Here is a 19446-nt window from a genome sequence, read left to right as displayed (position 1 = left end):
ATGGCGGACATCACCTTCACGCGTGAACAGACTCAGCGGATGGCACGTAAAATTCAGGATTATCTGGAGCAGAACCTCAGTATTGAGCTGGAAGATTTTGATGCGGAATTTTTACTGGAATTCATCAGTCGTGAGCTGGGCGCGCATTATTACAATCAAGGTATCAATGATGCCATTGCACAGGTCGAAGCAAAAATGCTCGATATCACTGACTCCGTGCTATGGCTGGAGAAACCCGTGCAAGACTGAACACGGGCCATATTGTCGGCTTCTCAACAGGAGGTCCCAACAGCGATTATTGCCCGTAATAGGCATTTTTACCGTGTTTGCGTAAATAGTGTTTATCCAATAATTGCGGTTGCATAGCATCGAGTTGCGGGTTCAATTGGCGTGAGAAAATCCCCATATAAGCCAACTCCTCTAACACAACCGCGTTGTGTACGGCATTATCCGCACTGGTCCCCCAGGCAAACGGCCCGTGTGAATTGACTAAAACGGCAGGCACATCTTCGGGTTTAATACCCCGTTGATGGAATGTCTCAACGATGACATTGCCGGTTTCCCATTCATAGCGGCCAGCAATCTCTTCTTGCGTCATCAACCGGGTACAGGGAATGGTGCCGTAGAAGTAATCTGCGTGAGTGGTACCCCACGCAGGCAAATCTAGCCCAGCCTGGGCCCAAATGGTTGCATGGCGTGAATGGGTATGAACGATGCCGCTAATTTGCGGGAAATTAAGATAAAGCACCCGGTGAGTATCAGTATCCGATGAGGGCTTCTTACTGCCCTCCACCACTTTGCCGGTTTCCAACTCTACCACCACCATATCGTCCAGTGTCATCACGTCATATTCCACACCGGAAGGCTTAATCACCAGTAAACCATGTTGTCTATCGACAGCACTGACATTGCCCCAAGTGAATGTGACCAAATTGTGGCGAGGTAACGCCAGATTGGCGGCCAGTACCTGTTGCTTCAGTTCGTTGAGCATCGTCGTATCCTGAATGACTGAATTTCTCTCATTTTCAGCGCCACAGGTAAGAACCGGTATGGGATAAATGGCTATAAACTGCGTGCAGATCGGCTGGAAAGTACAGTCTGCGAGGTACACATAGCAGAACGTCATATTTTATTTAGCACTGACAATGGGTTAATCGTGCCTTTAGTCTCAGACAATCCCTCATTCCCCGTCTTATCAGATCAAATTAGGACTATTTACCTATTAAATGATTCGCGGATATTTATACTGGTTTCTATTGGTGACAAAACGAGTTTTTAGCATTAATTCTGAATTTAAATCTAAACGACGATTTTTATTCTAAACACTAACAAAATGAGACTTCGGCTAAAATTGCTACAACGCCTATACTTAGTTAGGTAAGTTCAATTTTGCACGGATACATCAGGATAGATAGATTCAAACTATATGACCTGATCTATCCGTACTTAGCCAACGTCAGGAGAATTATGATGATGATAATCAATAAACGATTTGCCACTGCCGCCTTGGCGCTAACGCTGGCCTTGTCCCTGTCTGCTTGTTCTAATATGTCCAAACGTGACCGCAATACCGCAATCGGTGCCGGTGCTGGTGCTGTAGGTGGTGCGGTGTTGACCGGCAGTACGCTGGGGACATTAGGTGGCGCGGCGGTTGGTGGGGTTATCGGGCACCAAGTCAGCAAATAATGTTATCGGTATGACTTGACGTTGCAGGGTGTTAGCTACGCTCACTGACCCGAATCACTTACCTGTGTAAGCTCATCGGGATTCGTTTGCTGGCGGACTACCTGCAACGTCAATTAATTAGGGGAAAACTGATAAATGAAACTATAAATTATTCTCAGCCACCCGCCAGTTTGACTTTCATCCCTTTGGCTTCGAGCAGTTGCTTAAGAAGATCGCGTTTATCTCCTTGAATTTCAATAATGCCGTCTTTAATCGAGCCACCGCAACCGCACTTCTTCTTCAATTCTGCTGCCAGTTTATCCAGCACCTCATCACTGCCATCAACACCGGTAATCAGGCACACGCCCTTTCCTTTACGACCACTGGTTTGGCGCTGAATACGAACAATACCATCCCCTTTTGGCCGCGCAGGTTTTAGCTCAGGCTCACTGATACGCCCCGAGTCAGTTGAATACACCAAACGGCTATTATCATTCGTCATTATGCCACCTTGCTCAATGATGCCAGAATCTCACTCAGTGTTTTTTCTGGGTCAGGAGATTGGGTGATCGGACGCCCGATAACCATATAATCCACCCCAGCAGAGACGGCTTGCTCAGGAGTCATGATACGGCGCTGATCACCGGCCTCACTGCCCTGCGGGCGAATACCTGGGGTAACCAGTTTAAAATCAGCACCACAAACCTGCTTGAGGCGCACAGCTTCATGGGCAGAGCACACCACCCCATCTAAACCGCAATCCCATGTCAGTTTCGCTAACCGTTCGGCATGTTCTGCCGGGCTAATGTTAATACCAATATCACGTAAATCTTCGCCATCCATGCTGGTAAGTACCGTAACAGCAATCAATAGGGGTGCCTGGTGCTCATAAGGCAATAAGGCTTCTTTGGCGGCAGTCATCATGCGTGCACCACCACTAGCGTGGACATTGACCATCCACACCCCAAGCTCAGCTGCCGCGCTCACCGCCTTAGCGGTGGTGTTGGGAATGTCGTGAAATTTCAGATCAAGGAAAACCTCAAAACCACGCGCATGCAGATCACGGACCAACTGAGGGCCATATAAGGTAAACATCTCCTTGCCCACTTTTAACCGGCAATCTTGCGGATTAACCCGATCAGCAAAGGCTAACGCAGCGTTTTTATTGGCATAATCCAGCGCGACAATGATCGGAGAAGATATCGGGCCACTGTTATTAGTTTTAGTTGCAGACGTCATTTTTAAGCCCTTTTCAGTCAATAAGTAATGATAACGCACATATTCTACAGGCTGCTCTACTGAAATTACAGCTATCGGGCGACACCAATGCTTGCTGTTTATGGGTCGTGATTGCCGCAAAGGGTCAATTTACGTCAAGCAGTGAGATTGTGCTTACCTGCCATTAAGTAAATCAGCTTCAAGAAACGTAAATTCTCAATCAAATATTTTGATTTAGATGCTCAGTTGTTTGTGATTCTCATTCAATATTAATGCTGTATCATTCACTCCATCGCCAGACAGTAATTGTCTACTGAATAAGTAAAAAATATTAATTATTCAATATAATAAACTAGAAACTGGAGTTTCACATGAAAAGCATTAAATTCATCGTCCCGGCATTAATTCTGTCTCTCGCATCATTTGCTAGCGTCGCCGCCACTCAAATACAGACTAATCAATCAGCAGGATTGAATGAAATTGGCGTAATTTCTGCCAGTAATGCAACTACCTTGACCGAGTTAGAAAATGCATTGGCGCAGCAAGCCAAGGCTGCCGGCGCAAAATCTTTCCTGATAACTTCTGCGACCGGCAATAACAAAATGCACGGTACCGCCATTATCTATCGTTAATACCCGTCTCTCCGGTTAACGCTTTATCTCCTTCTAAGAGCGCATTGGCGCTCTTTTTGCCGTGGCCAATGTGAATTTTTTGTGACAGTTGTGTTATCCCCTAGACAGTTTCGCTTCCCTCGCTTAGCTTGGTATTTCCTCCTAAGTTAAAGGTTATATGATGAGCGAAATATCTACCTTAACCATTAAAATCCCTCTGGAATTAAAAGAGAAAATCAAGGCTGCTGCCTTAGAAAAACAGTTTTCCCTGAGTACCGAGGTGTGCGAAAGATTAGAAAAGAGCTTTGAGGTTGATGTTAAAAGTAGTAAAGCCAGCCGCAAAGATGCCAAGTTGCATCAAGGTGAGATTGATAGCCAAGGTGTAGAAGAGATTTCAGAGCAGCCGTTAAGCCAAAAAGAGTTGAAGAAACTGCGACAATTATTGAAAGACGGTGTGAAAGCGCCTCAGAAGAAAAAATAAAGATAACACCACAATACTTCATCAAAAACTATCGGGTGGCTCAGGTCACCCGATGACTGTCGCGCTACCTCTGACAATAGAAACGTTTACTGCCCATCCAATCCCCGGATCGGCTTAACCGAGGCCCAGGCTCGGCATGATGGACAGTGCCAGTACAGAGAGTGCGCGGTAAAACCACATTTATGACAGCGATAACGGGGTTTGGTCCGAATCTGTTCTCCTACCATGTCTCGCAGCAACAGCAAGCTCTCTTTCGCTCGCCCTTCTTCTGCATCTGCCAGGTGATAATCCATTAATCGATAGAAAACACGCATGGTGGGATGGCGTTGTAACTGGCGGTTGATATAGGTTTGTGCCACATCACGGCCTTCATGCTGCTCCAGTATTTCTGCCAGCATCAGTTCAGCCGTAGCACCCGTATTATCTTCAACGCAGCGTTTGAGGAAATTCGCCCACGCCTCGGGCTGTTGTAGATGTTGGTAGCAATCGCTCAACATAGGTAATGCCTCGCTGACCACTTCCTTATCCTGCTCCAGCACACGCTCCAGCGCCTCTACGCCCTTGGCATATTCACCCTTGGCAATATGCACCCGACCTTGCATGATGGAGACACGGGCGCACTGCTTATCCGCAATAGCCGCTTTCTTCAGCAACCCCATTGCTTTCTCTAAATCATCACTCCCCATGGCTTGCAGCGCCAGTTCGCAATAGAAATGCGCTATCTCCAGCCGCTGATTATCTTTGCCCATCTTGACCAGTTTTTCCGCCACTTCAATCGCGTTGTTCCAATCACTGGTGGCCTGATGAATAACCAATAACTGCTGTAGAGCCCCGAGCCGAAAATCTTGCTCTTCAACCAATTGATTGAACATATCCTCTGCCCGATCATATAAACCCGCGGCCATATAATCACGACCAAGTTGCTGAATTGCCAGCAATCGTTGTTCAAAGGTCAGAGAAGCACTTTCCATCAACGCCTGATGAATGCGGATAGCGCGGTCAACTTCACCACGAGAACGGAACAGATTCCCTAATGTCAGATGCGCTTCAACGGTCGAACTGTCTTCTTTCAACATCTCAAGAAACAGATCAACCGCTTTGTCCTGCTGATTAGAGAGAAGGAAGTTAACCCCTGCCACATATTCACGAGACAGACGGTTAGCATCCTGTTGCTTATCCTGCTGAGCGCTTCTACGCCCCATATACCAGCCATAGGCGGCAGCGACGGGCAACAGCAGAAACAGCATTTCTAACATAGAAAATTATTCCTTGCTGACAGCAGGTGTGGAAACAGCCGCACTGGATTCAATAGGCTGCTCTTGCTGTGACTCAAGACGTTTAATTTTCCGCTCTGCGCGCCCCAGTAAAATTCGAACTCGCAGATAAAAAAGCCCACAAATAACCCACCCAAGTACCAAGCCCGCCGCAAAAAGCGTTGCCAATAACGTAGATACCCGATATTCGCCCTGAGCCAATAAATAGTTAAAGGTAACGACTTGATCGTTATTTGCCCCTAACGTGACTGAAATCACGAAAATCACCAGTACTAACAAAAAAATCAGCAAATATTTCACGTTTTTTCCTAAAGGCCGAATCAACCTGATGAATTATGCCAAAAATGTGGCGCCCTTACTTGATAAATTAGCACTTCCTTACCCAGCAAAGAAACCCTGCACCAAGATAAAGCGCCGATTGGGCACCTAATTGATATTATTTTAAGCGACTGGGCTGAGAATAATAACTAATCACTCAATTTTCCTCATGCTCACGTTTTTCTATCTCGCGCTGTTCCTGTGGCAAAATGGCTAACGAGCCGAACCAACGTTGTACTAAGCTACACACAATGGCGACCAATAACCCGCTGATAAGTGCTGCGGCTACCAGATCCCGTGGCCAATGCATGCCTAATACCAACCGGCTCATCATGACACCTTGCGCCCATATCATTAGCAAAATGACGGTTTTATAATGTCGCCGTGGCCACAATATGCCTACCGCCAACAATGCCCAACTGGCAGCAAAAACCGTGTGACCTGAGGGGAAAGCGAAGCCAGTTTCAAACTGCCAATGACTGCTCAACCACGGCGGAATAATGGTTTGGCTCTGTAGTTGCTGTTTGACCAACTCACTGCGTTCAGCACGGGGAAGCGAATAGAAAAAGCGATTATCAATATGATGTTCTGCCTCAAGCCAGACGACAAATGGACGAGGTTCTTGTACCTGCTCTTTAATCAGTGATTTTATACCCTGACCGACAAGAATTACGCCGCCCATCAGGACCAACAAACCCATCGCGGGTTTAATCCGAAACCGTAGGCACCATAAAAACCAGCAACTGAGCAACGCACTGGTCAAGATTCCCCATGGCGCAGTGACCGTTTCAGTCACCCAGAACACACTTTTCAACCAAACATTATTACTGCCGGGTTGCCACTGCCAACCAGAAAGCCAGATAACAAGGGTGGGTAAGAGTAAGATAAGTGTTCCGACAGTGATTCGTTTCGCTATATTCCACATCTGGGGCCCTTGGTTACACATAATGTCTATATCGTCTTTTCCATGGTGATAGCACAAATTGTACAGCAGCTATAACCACACAGTATAAGTCCCATTAATCATTGATAACATAAACAAAATTATGTTATTACCCCAATATGTTCTCGTCAGACATTTTCTCTTTCCTTTTCGCTGCTTTGTTGAACAGCAGTGAGCCAAAAGTTATGGCAATATAGCTAATAATGATCGCAGAGAAATTTTTTATTTAACCCTATGCCCTAAGATGAAGGGATATAACGGGTTAAAGCGGGTATCCACATCAGGATGCGCGATAACATCCTTAAGGTCTGAAGTTATAATATGAACAGTAAGATGCAGCTTAAACGTGTAGCAGAAGCCAAGTTACCGACGCCTTGGGGTGATTTTTTGATGGTCGGTTTTGAAGAGTTAGCCTCTGGCCATGATCATCTGGCCTTAATATTTGGTGATATCAGTGGTGATAAACCAGTGCTCTCCCGTGTTCATTCTGAGTGCCTGACAGGTGATGCTTTGTTTAGCCTGCGTTGTGACTGTGGTTTTCAGTTAGAAGCCGCATTGGCGCACATTGCCGAAGAGGGGCGCGGTGTGCTGATTTATCATCGTCAGGAAGGCCGTAATATTGGTTTGCTGAATAAGATTCGCGCTTACGCATTACAGGATAAGGGCTTTGATACGGTGGAAGCTAACCATCAACTCGGATTTGCCGCCGATGAACGTGACTTCACCTTATGCTCAGATATATATAAATTACTGGGCGTCAAAGCCGTGCGCTTGCTAACCAATAACCCGAAGAAGGTTGAGATTCTCTCCGAGGCGGGGATCAATATCGTTGAGCGGGTGCCATTGATTGTCGGGCAAAATCCCAAGAATGAACAGTATATGGCCACCAAAGCGGCCAAAATGGGCCATCTGTTGACCAAATAATTAGCCGCGTTCAAGAACAATAAAGGGTGGCTTCTCAGCCACCCTTTTTATCGAACCAGTATCGTAGTGACACTGTCACTAATGGTTATACCATGCTAATAACGACAGCATTCTAATAACTACAGCATTTTGCGGATAACGTAATGCAAAATGCCGCCATTTTCGAAATAAACCAATTCATTACCTGTATCTATACGGCAGTGGGTATCTACTATTTGTTGCCGCCCGTCAGCATAGGTTATCGTCACCGCCACCTTTTGCCCTGGGGACAGTTTTTGTAACCCACTGACGCTAATGGATTCATCACCCGTCAGCCCCAAAGTTTTGCGATTAACCCCTGCTGGGAACTCGAGGGGCAAAATACCCATCCCAATTAGATTGGAGCGATGAATACGTTCAAATGACTCAGCAATCACTACCCGCACACCCAGTAGCCTTGGCCCTTTAGCTGCCCAGTCACGACTCGAACCGGATCCATACTCCTTACCGGCAATCACCGCCAATGGCACATTCTCCTGCTGATAGCGCATAGCAGCATCATAGATAGCCATCTCATTTTGTGACGGAATATGACGAGTGACACCCCCTTCAACCCCCGGGACCATCTCATTACGGATACGGATATTGGCAAACGTCCCACGCATCATCACTTCATGATTACCACGACGGGAACCGTAGGAGTTAAACTCTTTAATCTCGACCCCACGATCACGTAAATAGCGGCCCGCAGGGCTATCAAGTTTGATATTACCGGCGGGAGAAATATGGTCGGTGGTGACAGAATCGGCCAAAATCGCCAAAATACGTGCATGGTGAATATCCTCAACCGGATCAGGCAACGCTTTCATATCACTAAAGAAGGGAGGCAAACGGATGTAGGTGGAATCGCTCTGCCAGTCATAGGTTGGTGTGCTATTAACCTGAATCGACTGCCACTCCTCATCGCCATCAAATACGGCGGCATATTCCTTACGGAACATCTCAGTTTTAACCTCTTCGACAGCTTTAGCGATTTCAAATCCGCTAGGCCAGATATCCTTTAGATAAACCGGCTTGCCGTCAGGGTCGTTACCGAGCGCCTCTTGTGCCAAGTTGACATTCAAATTACCGGCCAGAGCATAAGCCACCACCAGCGGCGGCGAAGCCAGCCAGTTGGTTTTGACTAAAGGATGAATGCGCCCTTCAAAGTTTCGGTTACCGGACAGCACCGCACCGACGGTCAAATCCCCGACTTTGATGGCATTTTCTATTGGATCAGGCAATGGGCCAGAGTTACCAATACAGGTGGTACAACCATAACCCACCAGATTGAAGCCCAAATTATCCAGATAAGCGGTTAATCCGGCGGCATTGAGATACTCAGTCACCACTTTAGAGCCTGGTGCCAGCGAGGTTTTCACCCACGGTTTGGTTTTTAGCCCCTTCTCTGCCGCTTTTTTAGCTAACAGACCGGCTGCCATCAGTACACTAGGATTTGAGGTGTTGGTGCAGGAGGTTATCGCGGCAATTACCACCGCGCCGGGCGCCAACTCGTGCGTTTTTCCCTCCAGCGTGAAGCTAACATGGTCAACTTTATCTTTTTTGCTATTGATTTCCAGTTCTTCAAACGCTTTAAAAGCTAAAGGCACTTTGGGTAAAGCGACCCGGTCTTGTGGCCGCTTTGGTCCAGCCATACTGGCTTCCACCGTGCTCAAATCCAATGAGAGCTGGCTGGTGAATATTGGCTCGTCACCAGGATGACGCCACAGCCCCTGTGCTTTACTGTAGCCCTCAACCAAGGCTATCTGTTCATCACTGCGGCCACTTAAGCGCATATACCCCAGCGTTACGTCATCCACCGGGAAGAAACCACAGGTCGCACCAAACTCCGGCGACATATTGGCTATAGTCGCGCGATCTGCCAGTGGCAAATCAGCCAGGCCATCACCATAAAACTCAACGAATTTGCCTACTACCCCGTGTTTTCGCAGCATTTGCGTTACGGTAAGCACCAAGTCCGTGGCAGTGATCCCTTCACGCATCTTACCGGTCATTTTGAAGCCGACTACATCGGGAATCAGCATCGAGACCGGTTGGCCCAGCATCGCGGCTTCCGCTTCAATCCCACCAACCCCCCAACCGAGTATCCCTAAGCCATTGATCATGGTGGTGTGGGAATCGGTCCCCACTAGCGTATCAGGGTAAGCAACCTCCCGCCCCTGCTGCTGTTCATGCCATACCGTCTGCCCCAAATACTCAAGGTTAACCTGATGGCAGATCCCGGTACCCGGCGGCACCACACGGAAACGGCTAAAGGCTTTCTGCCCCCAACGCAAGAAGATATAACGTTCGTGGTTACGTTCCATTTCGAGCCGGACATTCTCGCCAAAGGCGGCTTTATCACCAAACTCGTCAACAGTGACGGAATGGTCGATAACCAAATCTACCGGTGACAATGGGTTAACCTGTGCCACATCGCCCCCCAGCCGTTTGACTGCTTCACGCATCGCAGCCAAGTCCACTACCGCCGGTACCCCGGTGAAATCCTGCATTAATACCCGCGCGGGCCGATAAGCAATCTCCCGGCTGGCATGCCCGGTGAGCTGCCAATCGACAATGGCTTTTAAATCCTCCTCTTGAACCTGTTCGCCATCCAGATGACGCAGTAGATTCTCCAGCAACACTTTCAGTGATTTCGGCAGTCGGTCAATATCCCCCAGCACTGCCGCCAGTTGCGGCAGGCTGTAGTAGTGATATTCGTGATTAAGAGCGACCAACTTGGCCATACTCGTTTTTCGCAGATCCAACGACATAGCGCCTCCATTGTTTCTTATAAGTGTTCTAAAACAGCATTCATCTCAACAAGGCTATTCCCTTGAAATTATGAGGTCTGAATTAAATATAACACAAAGAAACATTAACATTTTGGCAACAATGGCGATTGCTGGTAGCGATAGGTGTAAACGATGGTGATGGCCAATGTGTGTCAATTACTAAAATGACAAATCGCGATAATAATGGTCCCATTCAAGATCATTGTTTGCCGATTGCTCAGATCCATCATTTATTGCTTCAAGACGTTGAGTGAATTTAACCATATTACTTTCTATTTCCGTAAGATTTGCAGCGGACTTTTCTGTATCAATTTCTATTTGTTTAAGATCTTTTTTATGTATATCTTTCTTAATAACGTCAGATAATTTATCTAGCATTTGTTCAATTTTGTTCTCACTACACTTAACTAATTCTTTGTTTATATAATTAGTTACTCCATTAAACTCGTTATTAATGGATTGCAAGAATTGATTAATATCATCTGGTTGTTCTGGTTGTTCTGGTTGTTCTGGTTGTTCTGCTTGTTCTACTTGTTCTTCATCCACTCTATTTTCTATTATGCCATCAGCAATGCCAACCTGATTTTTATTTAAAAAACTCACCTCGACATATTCTGTTATATCTACCTCAGATTGAATATTTGCCAACGCAGAACCATTCAAATGGAATAAATTCCTTAACCAATCTAAAAGTGCCTGCATTACCGTTCTGGAGTCCAGAGTCTCTTCTAACGCCTTAGAGCATTGAGGGAAATATTCAATAGAAATTAAAGGGTTTTCATCACGTAATTGACAGTTTTTATCAAACAAAAACGCACCCGTCAATTTAAAATGATTACAGTTATTTTCACTGTGGATCACCTCATAATGCATGTTCACACCAGATTGACCATTCCCCTCAAAGCAGAAAGTTGGGTGATAATCAGCAGGCAGATCACATTTTAGTGCATTGTTGAAACCTATCATCCTTTCTGCCAATGACGTTTCAGCCAAAGAACTCAGTAACTTGTGCAGGTTTGTGCCTTCATAATTGTCCGATGAATTAACCCAGTCATTTTTACATAAATAATCTAATGCCTGATTAATTCCATCATTTTTTCCTAAAGAAAACTGTCCCTCACCAATTTTCATATTAAAATCTTTATTTTCGCCATGGGTATAATCACAACTTAGAACAATATTATCAACCGTTTTATTTTGTAACTGACAAGATGTATAACTCATATACTCCCCTAAAAGTATTTACTGAAAAAAACCATTATTTTCATAAATAAATTAACAGGAGAGGTGACTATTGGCTTTTGAATTTTTACTTATTAGTACTATTATGGAAAAGCCATCGCTAAAAAGAGATGGCTTTTATTTCTTTATAAATCACTTCGTCGGCAGTTTTATATCTTTAAACATCGCTTCAATATCTTCATTAGAACGCAAGGCAACCGCTTTATCCACCACATCACGGGTCAGATGTGGGGCGAAACGCAGAATAAAGTCATACATATAACTGCGCAAGAAAGTGCTGCGGCGGAAACCAATTTTCGTGGTGCTGTAGGTAAAGATATCACGGGCATCAACTATCACCAGATCAGGATCTTGGATCGGATCAACTGCCATACTGGCGATAACCCCCACACCCAGCCCTAATCGCACATAGGTTTTAATCACATCGGCATCTGTCGCGGTAAACACAATGCGCGGTGTCAGGCCAGCACGATTAAATGCAGTATCCAGCTCAGAACGACCAGTAAAACCAAAGGTATAAGTCACAATCGGGTATGCTGCCAGCTCTTCAATGCTGACGTGGGTTTTACCTGCTAAAGGATGATCAGGCTTCACTACCACAGCACGGTTCCAGTGATAGCACGGCAACATAATCAGGTCGTCATATAAATGCAGCGCCTCCGTGGCAATAGCGAAATCAGCGCTCCCTTTAGAAACCGCTTCGGCTATTTGGGTCGGCGAGCCTTGATGCATATGAAGCGACACACGCGGGTAGCGCTCGATAAAACCTTTAATCACATTCGGCAATGCATAACGCGCCTGAGTATGGGTAGTGGCTACATACAGCGAACCTTTATCAGGATAGGTATGTTCACCGGCAACGGCTTTGATAGCATCTACTTTGGACAAGACTTCACGGGCAATACGGATGATTTCCAGCCCTGCGGGGGTCACCTGCGTGAGATGTTTGCCACTGCGGGCAAAAATTTGGATACCCAGCTCATCTTCCAGCATGCGGACCTGCTTACTGATCCCCGGCTGCGAGGTATACAGTCCTTCTGCGGTGGACGATACGTTAAGGTTGTGATTGACCACCTCAACAATATAACGGAGCTGCTGCAATTTCATATCGATACCATCCTAGGTTGAACACTGTGGGAACGCCACAGTTTGGTATATCGGTATCACCCGGTATGCCGAGAAGTTATTAACTAAAACCCGTAAACTGCATGGTGCGAAGCTGGTCAATATTGACCTTATAATAACATTAGGTGATAAGAAAATATTTTATATAACTACTATATCATTTCATCGCTAACTGTATATACCCTTCGGACCTGGTATTACAGTACATCAGCCTAAAAATAATAGTATTTTTTTGATAAATGCAGACAGTAGCCAAAGTGTAATAACTTTAGCGGATTAACTAAGACTATAAAGCACTTGAGTGGATTAGCCCAATAAAAAAACCAGCCATTGAGGCTGGTTTTTTTTGTGCTACCAGAGCACCGCACTATAGGCTTAGGTGTACTCTAGGCTTAAGTGTACTCCGATCGATTTAACCACTTATTTTTTCGCTTCAACCCATTTTCCATCGATATAGAAAGCAGACCAACCCGTGGCTTTGCCATCTTTCTCGGATGAAACATACTGTTGTTTGGTTTTACGGCTAAAACGTACCATGGTTTTATTACCTTCTTTATCCGCCACGGGCGCATCAGCCAGATAACGTAATTTTTCAGGTAAACGATCTTTGAAGCGAACTAACTCTTCGACTAACGGCGCACGGGTTTCGCGCGACTTAGGGAAGGTATTCGCAGCCAGGAACACGCCTGCAGCACCGTCTCGCAACACGAAATAGGCATCTGACTTCTCACAAGGCAGTTCTGGCAACGGTACCGGATCTTCTTTAGGTGGCGCGACTTCACCACTGCGCAAGATTTTACGGGTATTCTTACACTCGTCATTGGTGCAGCCCATGTACTTGCCAAAACGCCCCATTTTCAGATGCATTTCAGAACCACATTTCTCGCACTCAACAATCGGGCCTTCATACCCTTTGATACGGAACTCGCCCTCTTCTATCTCATAACCATCACACGCAGGGTTATTACCGCAAACATGCAATTTACGTTGGTTATCGATGAGATAGCTATCCATTGCCGTACCACATTTCTGGCAACGGCGGCGGGCGCGTAATGCGTTAGTTTCCGCATCATCACCCTCAAGGATATTGAGAATCTCAGCTTCGGGTACCAGATTGATCGTGGTTTTGCAGCGCTCTTTAGGTGGCAATGCATAACCAGAACACCCAAGGAACACACCGGTACTGGCGGTGCGAATCCCCATCTGACGGCCACAGGTTGGGCAGTCGATGCTGGTCATCACCATCTGATTCGGGCGCATACCGCCCTCTTCAGGATCTTTCTCTGCTTTTTCAAGCTGCTCGCTGAATTCGGCAAAGAAACCATCCAGTACAGCTTTCCACTCGGCCTGATCGTTGGCAACCTGATCCAGGCCACTTTCCATGCGCGCGGTAAAATCGTAATTCATCAATTCGCGGAAGTTTTCTTCTAACCGGTCAGTAACGATTTCACCCATTTTCTCAGCATAGAAACGGCGGTTTTCTACTCGCACATAACCACGATCCTGAATGGTCGAAATGATTGATGCATATGTGGATGGACGGCCAATACCCCGTTTTTCCAACTCTTTTACCAGTGATGCTTCGCTGTAACGTGCTGGCGGCTTGGTGAAGTGTTGGCTTGGGATAAGTTTTTGCAAATCCAAATCACTGCCCACTTCAATTACCGGTAAAGTGCGGTCTTCATCGCCTTTACGTAGCGCAGGCATCACCTTAGTCCAACCATCAAAGCGCAGAGTACGCCCTTTCGCCCGCAGTTGGAAATCGCCAGCCTGCACGGTCAACGTGGTGGAGTCATACTTAGCTGGTGTCATCTGGCAAGCCACAAACTGACGCCAAATCAGTTGGTACAGCTTCTGGGCGTCGGCTTCCATATCTTTTAACTGCTCAGCAATCACACTCACATCTGAAGGGCGAATAGCTTCATGCGCTTCTTGCGAATTTTCTTTGCTGCTGTACTGATTAGGCGCTGATGGCAGATACTTATCACCGAAATTGTCGCCAATATAATCACGCACCATGGTCAGCGCATCCTGACTTAAATTGGTGGAGTCAGTACGCATATAGGTGATATGACCTGCTTCATACAAGCGCTGCGCCATCATCATGGTTTTTTTCACACCAAAACTCAGACGGGTACTGGCAGCCTGCTGCAAGGTGGAGGTAATAAACGGCGCGCCGGGCTTGCTACTGGTCGGTTTATCTTCACGATCCAGCACCTTATAGCGCGCATTTTCCAGTAATTTCAGTGCAGCATGCGTCTGCTCGCGATTTACCGGTTTAAACGGCTTGTCATGGGCATGGGTGACTTCCATTTGAATCGGAACTTCACCTTTCGCCAGCAAGTCAGCATGCAGCTCCCAGTACTCTTCGGGAACGAATGCTTTGATATCCCGTTCACGCTCAACAACTAAGCGCACTGCCACTGATTGCACTCGACCGGCAGACAGGCCACGAGCAATTTTTTTCCAGAGCAGCGGGGAGACCATATAACCCACAACCCGGTCCATAAAGCGACGAGCTTGCTGGGCATTAACCCGGTTGATATTCAATTCACCCGGTTGATTAAACGCCTGCTGGATGGCGTTTTTGGTGATTTCGTTGAAAACCACACGGCTAAAGCGCTTATCATCACCACCAATCACTTCCCGCAAATGCCAGGCAATTGCCTCTCCTTCGCGGTCAAGGTCGGTTGCGAGATAGATGTGGTCAGCGTTTTCGGCTAATGCTTTCAGCTCGGCAACCACTTTTTCTTTGCCGGGCAAAATTTCGTACTGCGCTTTCCAGCCATGATAAGGATCGACGCCCATACGGTTCACTAACGCAACCTTTTCGTCTTTCTTTACTTTAGTCTTGGGCTTGTCGGTTTTCTTGGCTTTATCTTCAGTTGAGTTAGCGCTCTTCTTACTGGCTGATCCACTGGTCGGCAAATCACGAATGTGACCGACACTGGACTTAACCACGTAGTTATTCCCTAAGTATTTATTAATAGTTTTGGCTTTTGCCGGGGACTCAACTATTACGAGGGCTTTACCCATAATGACCTTTACCTAAATTATTTCTTCTAAAAGAAGGTTTTTATCTTGCCGTACCGCGGCATTCTGAATCTCTTTTTTATATTGCGGTACTTTCTCAGGAGATCAACCTGTTTTTTTGATCGGAGCCATAAATGCGCCTGCCGAGTCTTACCTGACGACCCCTCGATCCCTCAAAATTTTTGCCTACACCCAGCACTACAGCAGCGAATTCTGCCTCATGGCGTCAACAAAACCTTCCACCTAATAGTATAAAATCCCACACTGTACCTGATAAAAAGCGCTACGCAACCTAATTAGCGAGGAATATGAATTTATCCAATCACGGCGACAAAACAGCCAGAGGCTCGAATAAACCTTAGCCGGTTTGCGAACAAATGCTAACCCGCAGTACAATAGTGAGAGAAATTACATTGTAGTAAGGAGATATAATGCACGGAAACACAGCACCGATTGAGCGTAATAAATTATTGGCAGAGGCTAATGAGATTATTCGCCAGCACGAAGATTATATGCATGGGATGCAGGCAACTGAGGTTGAGCAAAAAGGGCCAGTATTGGTATTTCGCGGCGAGTTTTTCCTGGATGCAGACGGTTTACCGACAGCGAAAACAACCGCAGTATTTAATATGTTTAAACATTTGGCTCATGTTTTGTCAGCTAAATACCATTTAATCGATTAATTGCCGGTGACTCCTCCCATTATTACATGGCTAGTTTAGCCATTGAGCCACAAATAACAGGGGGCTAAGCCCCCTGCCTTCCTTCACTAAAAACCCTATGCTCTCAGATTATAAAAGGGGTTTTTCGCCGCGCTGCCACCAGCGTAATAATAGACGGTCAGCACTTTCTGCCGCGCTGCCGGTAAAACGATCCATCAGACGTTTGCGTCGTGAATAACGCACGCCAATAACCTCATGATTATCCATTTCGGCAATCAATAAATCATCACTGGTACCAATGGCATCAACCAACCCTTTCTCTTTGGCTTGGGTACCAAACCAGTGTTCACCGGTCGCAACCGTATCGATGTCCAGAGAGGGCCGCTGTTGCTGTACGAACTGTTTGAATAACAGGTGCGTTTCATTCAGATCTTCACGGAATTTCTCGCGCCCTTGTTCAGTATTCTCACCAAATAATGTCAGTGTGCGTTTAAACTCACCTGCAGTATGCAGTTCTACATCAATATCATTCTTTTTTAGCAAGCGGTGGAAGTTCGGGATTTGGGCCACAACACCGATAGAACCAATAATGGCGAATGGTGCACTAATAATACGATCAGCCACACAGGCCATCATATATCCCCCACTGGCAGCTACTTTATCGACCGCCACCGTCAGGCGAATCCCTTTATGGCGCAAGCGCTCCAATTGCGAGGCGGCTAAACCATAACCATGTACTACGCCACCAGGGCTTTCGAGTCGCAGCAGCACTTCATCTTGCGCGCTAGCAACCGCCAGAACCGCAGAAATCTCTTCACGCAACGACGTCACTTCATGTGCATCAATGCTACCTTTAAAATCAATTACATATAGGCAGGGTTTTACCGCTGCCACCGCACCGGCTTTGGCGCGCTGTTTCTTCAGCTTTTGATCCGCTTTTTGCTGCTTCTTAAACTCTTTGCTCCAGTTTTTTTGTTCTGCATGACTCATGCGCGCCAGCCGCATTTCCCGCTGAATTTCCTTATATTGCTCACCCAGATCAACCAGATTCAATTCACCCCGTTGCCCTTGTTTTCTCATCCCTTGGCTGACAACCAGTAACACTACCGCACCAATGGCGACCACAATCGTCACTACTTTGGCTAGAAACAGTCCGTACAGAGAAATTAACTCCACAAATACCGCCTTTATTCATCTGCTATTAGAGAGATACCTGCATTCTAGCGAACCCGTAAGCTGCCGTCTTGCGCAAATGAAAAATTGCATTGGTTTCGCTTAAATATAAGAATGTAAGAGATATCGCGGCATGCCTGAATAAAATATCCGCCGCCAGTAAGAGGAATAATTATGCATTATCAACCTAAAGACGATCTGCTCAATAACCGCACTATACTGGTGACGGGAGCAGGCGATGGTATTGGTCGCGAAGCGGCACTGACCTATGCCTGTTTTGGTGCTCGCCTGGTGTTAGTTGGCCGGACTGAAAGTAAATTAATAGCGGTACAGCAACAGATAGCTGAGGCTCAAGGGTTGCCCGCTTTAACACTGCCACTTGACCTATTACATGCAACGCAACAAGATTGCCAGCAGCTAGCAGACACCCTAAGTCAGCATGTTTCTCATCTGGATGGTGTGTTGCATAATGCCGGTTTATTAGGTGATATCGTTCCGATGGCAGAGCAAAATATAGCCGTCTGGCAGGATGTGATGCAAGTGAATGTAAATGCGACATTTATGCTTACCCAGGCACTTTTACCGCTACTATTGAAATCCCACAGCGCCTCGCTGGTATTCACCAGTTCTAGCGTGGGTCGCCAGGGTCGTTCCGGCTGGGGCGCTTATGCCGTATCCAAATTCGCCACCGAAGGCATGATGCAAGTGCTTGCAGAAGAATATAAACACAGCAATTTGCGGGTGAATTGTATTAACCCGGGCGGCACCCGAACTCAGATGCGGGCATCCGCCTTCCCTGACGAAGATACAACTAAATTAAAAACACCTGCTGATATTATGCCGCTATATCTTTATCTCATGAGCGATGATAGCCGCAGAAAAACCGGCATCAGTTTCGATGCACAACCCGGCCGTAAAGCCGGCCCCGCAGAATAAAGGAACATGTTATGTCTGAAGAACGCCACCAGCAGCGCCAACAAAAAATAAAAGAAAAGGTTGAATCACGGGTTGCGGCAGCACAAGAAACACGCGGTATCATGATTGTTTTTACCGGTAACGGTAAAGGCAAGACCACCGCAGCATTTGGCACTGTGACCCGTGCGGTCGGGCATGGTCTGAAAGCGGGGGTGATTCAGTTTATTAAAGGTGAATGGCCTAACGGTGAGAAAAACCTGCTGCAACAGCATGGGGTCGAATTTCAGGTTATGGCGACTGGTTTTACCTGGAATACTCAGAATAGAGAAACTGACACTGCCGCCTGCCAAGGTGTTTGGCAGCACGGTTTGCGCATGTTGGCAGACCCAAGCCTGGATTTAGTGGTGCTGGATGAACTGACTTATATGGTCGCCTATGACTATCTGCCACTTGATGAGGTGATCACCGCCCTCAAACAGCGCCCTGCCCATCAAACCGTGATTATTACTGGCCGTGGCTGCCACCGCGATTTGTTGGAAATGGCCGATACCGTCAGTGAATTACGCCCGGTCAAACATGCTTTTGATGCCGGAATTAAAGCACAACAAGGTATTGACTGGTAATTCGCCGTATTCATGCAAACCAATGAAATGCCGCAGAGGCAATATCTGCGGCATTTTTCGCTATATATAATGAGATCTAAACTTACGGCCCCTATTGGCAAACTCAGTTTTCCAAATTACTTCTCTAGAGGGATCATGGGTATTTTTGACGGGGTCAATGTCCCAATGGCGGGGGTTAGTGTTGCCATCCCAGGGACCACTTGGCTTGACGACTGCGCTTGGTGTTGTGTGCTGCCAAAATAGCAGATTGTTTTCAATGGTTCAGGGAGCGAGCCACAGGTGTTTTCGCAATTGTCGCCATAGTGAGAGTGAGGCCCAGCACAAGCATAAGTTACAGATGAGAATCCGGTGCCGACGACAAATAAAATAGCCGCGCTGGTAGTTAACAGAGACTTTTTCATATTAATGCTCCTGAGATTTTAAATC

20 protein-coding genes are annotated in these 19446 nt (G+C 46.6%); 8 read left to right on the top strand and 12 right to left on the bottom strand.

The annotated features are described in order from the left end of the window. On the top strand, positions 1-249 hold the full coding sequence (locus Q2T71_RS10200) for a DUF2164 domain-containing protein (protein ID WP_005191610.1): 249 nt from the start codon (positions 1-3) through the stop codon (positions 247-249). A gap of 46 nt (positions 250-295) precedes the next feature. Here the strand turns inward: Q2T71_RS10200 and araD are convergent, their stop codons facing one another. Then, a complete protein-coding gene (gene araD / locus Q2T71_RS10195; protein WP_372558985.1) occupies positions 296-991 on the bottom strand; it encodes an L-ribulose-5-phosphate 4-epimerase in 696 nt (231 codons plus the stop codon). Between the two features lie 479 nt (positions 992-1470). Between araD and osmB the strand changes: the two genes are divergently transcribed. Then, positions 1471-1686, top strand: coding sequence for an osmotically-inducible lipoprotein OsmB (gene osmB, locus Q2T71_RS10190; protein WP_083158894.1), 216 nt, complete (start codon positions 1471-1473; stop codon positions 1684-1686). 154 nt (positions 1687-1840) lie between these two features. Here the strand turns inward: osmB and yciH are convergent, their stop codons facing one another. Continuing rightward, complete coding sequence (yciH, locus tag Q2T71_RS10185) at positions 1841-2167, bottom strand: stress response translation initiation inhibitor YciH (RefSeq protein ID WP_372558984.1); 327 nt, start codon at positions 2165-2167, stop codon at positions 1841-1843. Beyond that, positions 2167-2904, bottom strand: coding sequence for an orotidine-5'-phosphate decarboxylase (gene pyrF, locus Q2T71_RS10180; RefSeq protein WP_372558983.1), 738 nt, complete (start codon positions 2902-2904; stop codon positions 2167-2169). Before pyrF ends, yciH begins: the two co-directional genes overlap by 1 nt. 350 nt (positions 2905-3254) lie before the next feature. Between pyrF and Q2T71_RS10175 the strand changes: the two genes are divergently transcribed. Beyond that, positions 3255-3515, top strand: a complete 261-nt coding sequence (locus Q2T71_RS10175; protein WP_372558982.1) for a YdgH/BhsA/McbA-like domain containing protein — start codon at positions 3255-3257, stop codon at positions 3513-3515. A gap of 160 nt (positions 3516-3675) precedes the next feature. Continuing rightward, a complete protein-coding gene (locus Q2T71_RS10170) occupies positions 3676-3975 on the top strand; it encodes a hypothetical protein (protein WP_193784662.1) in 300 nt (99 codons plus the stop codon). An 86-nt stretch (positions 3976-4061) separates the two neighbouring features. On the opposite strand, the gene lapB is transcribed toward Q2T71_RS10170, so the two are convergent. The 3 genes from lapB to pgpB all read right to left on the bottom strand — a co-directional run bounded on the left by lapB (position 4062) and on the right by pgpB (position 6492). After that, the gene (gene lapB, locus Q2T71_RS10165) at positions 4062-5231 is read right to left on the bottom strand and encodes a lipopolysaccharide assembly protein LapB (protein ID WP_083158899.1); all 1170 of its coding nucleotides are present in this window, start codon (positions 5229-5231) and stop codon (positions 4062-4064) included. Between the two features lie 6 nt (positions 5232-5237). Beyond that, positions 5238-5549 (bottom strand): LapA family protein, encoded by a 312-nt coding sequence (locus Q2T71_RS10160; RefSeq protein WP_005191595.1) that lies wholly within the window; start codon positions 5547-5549, stop codon positions 5238-5240. Between the two features lie 175 nt (positions 5550-5724). After that, positions 5725-6492, bottom strand: a complete 768-nt coding sequence (gene pgpB, locus Q2T71_RS10155; RefSeq protein WP_372558981.1) for a phosphatidylglycerophosphatase B — start codon at positions 6490-6492, stop codon at positions 5725-5727. Positions 6493-6843: 351 nt separating this feature from the next. Here pgpB and ribA point away from each other — a divergent pair, with 351 nt between their 5' ends. Further along, positions 6844-7434, top strand: coding sequence for a GTP cyclohydrolase II (gene ribA / locus Q2T71_RS10150; RefSeq protein WP_083163652.1), 591 nt, complete (start codon positions 6844-6846; stop codon positions 7432-7434). A 119-nt stretch (positions 7435-7553) separates the two neighbouring features. Here ribA and acnA read toward each other — a convergent pair whose 3' ends face one another. The 4 genes from acnA to topA all read right to left on the bottom strand — a co-directional run bounded on the left by acnA (position 7554) and on the right by topA (position 15650). After that, entirely contained in the window at positions 7554-10226 is a 2673-nt protein-coding gene (gene acnA / locus Q2T71_RS10145) for an aconitate hydratase AcnA (protein ID WP_372558980.1), read from the bottom strand. Positions 10227-10406: 180 nt separating this feature from the next. Continuing rightward, positions 10407-11471 (bottom strand): hypothetical protein, encoded by a 1065-nt coding sequence (locus Q2T71_RS10140; RefSeq protein ID WP_372558979.1) that lies wholly within the window; start codon positions 11469-11471, stop codon positions 10407-10409. Between the two features lie 150 nt (positions 11472-11621). Beyond that, positions 11622-12596 (bottom strand): HTH-type transcriptional regulator CysB, encoded by a 975-nt coding sequence (cysB, locus tag Q2T71_RS10135; protein ID WP_372558978.1) that lies wholly within the window; start codon positions 12594-12596, stop codon positions 11622-11624. Between the two features lie 438 nt (positions 12597-13034). Continuing rightward, positions 13035-15650 (bottom strand): type I DNA topoisomerase, encoded by a 2616-nt coding sequence (gene topA, locus Q2T71_RS10130; protein WP_083158916.1) that lies wholly within the window; start codon positions 15648-15650, stop codon positions 13035-13037. A 428-nt stretch (positions 15651-16078) separates the two neighbouring features. Here topA and Q2T71_RS10125 point away from each other — a divergent pair, with 428 nt between their 5' ends. Next, the gene (locus Q2T71_RS10125) at positions 16079-16330 is read left to right on the top strand and encodes a YciN family protein (RefSeq protein ID WP_083158917.1); all 252 of its coding nucleotides are present in this window, start codon (positions 16079-16081) and stop codon (positions 16328-16330) included. A 108-nt stretch (positions 16331-16438) separates the two neighbouring features. Here Q2T71_RS10125 and sohB read toward each other — a convergent pair whose 3' ends face one another. Further along, positions 16439-17485: a protease SohB gene (gene sohB / locus Q2T71_RS10120; protein WP_372558977.1), complete on the bottom strand. Its 1047-nt coding sequence runs from the start codon at positions 17483-17485 to the stop codon at positions 16439-16441. A gap of 171 nt (positions 17486-17656) precedes the next feature. Between sohB and Q2T71_RS10115 the strand changes: the two genes are divergently transcribed. Both Q2T71_RS10115 and cobO read left to right on the top strand, forming a co-directional pair. After that, positions 17657-18418 (top strand): YciK family oxidoreductase, encoded by a 762-nt coding sequence (locus Q2T71_RS10115; RefSeq protein WP_372558976.1) that lies wholly within the window; start codon positions 17657-17659, stop codon positions 18416-18418. A gap of 11 nt (positions 18419-18429) precedes the next feature. Next, on the top strand, positions 18430-19020 hold the full coding sequence (gene cobO / locus Q2T71_RS10110) for a cob(I)yrinic acid a,c-diamide adenosyltransferase (protein WP_145606056.1): 591 nt from the start codon (positions 18430-18432) through the stop codon (positions 19018-19020). A gap of 116 nt (positions 19021-19136) precedes the next feature. Here the strand turns inward: cobO and Q2T71_RS10105 are convergent, their stop codons facing one another. Beyond that, positions 19137-19421: a hypothetical protein gene (locus Q2T71_RS10105; protein WP_372558975.1), complete on the bottom strand. Its 285-nt coding sequence runs from the start codon at positions 19419-19421 to the stop codon at positions 19137-19139. Positions 19422-19446 lie beyond the last annotated feature (25 nt).

The sequence above is a fragment of the Yersinia sp. 1652 StPb PI genome (assembly GCF_041538345.1).
In the GTDB taxonomy this organism is placed as follows: Bacteria; Pseudomonadota; Gammaproteobacteria; order Enterobacterales; family Enterobacteriaceae; genus Yersinia; species Yersinia enterocolitica_E.
Note: the sequence above shows the minus strand (reverse complement) of the source record. Positions and strands in the feature narration are given on the sequence as shown.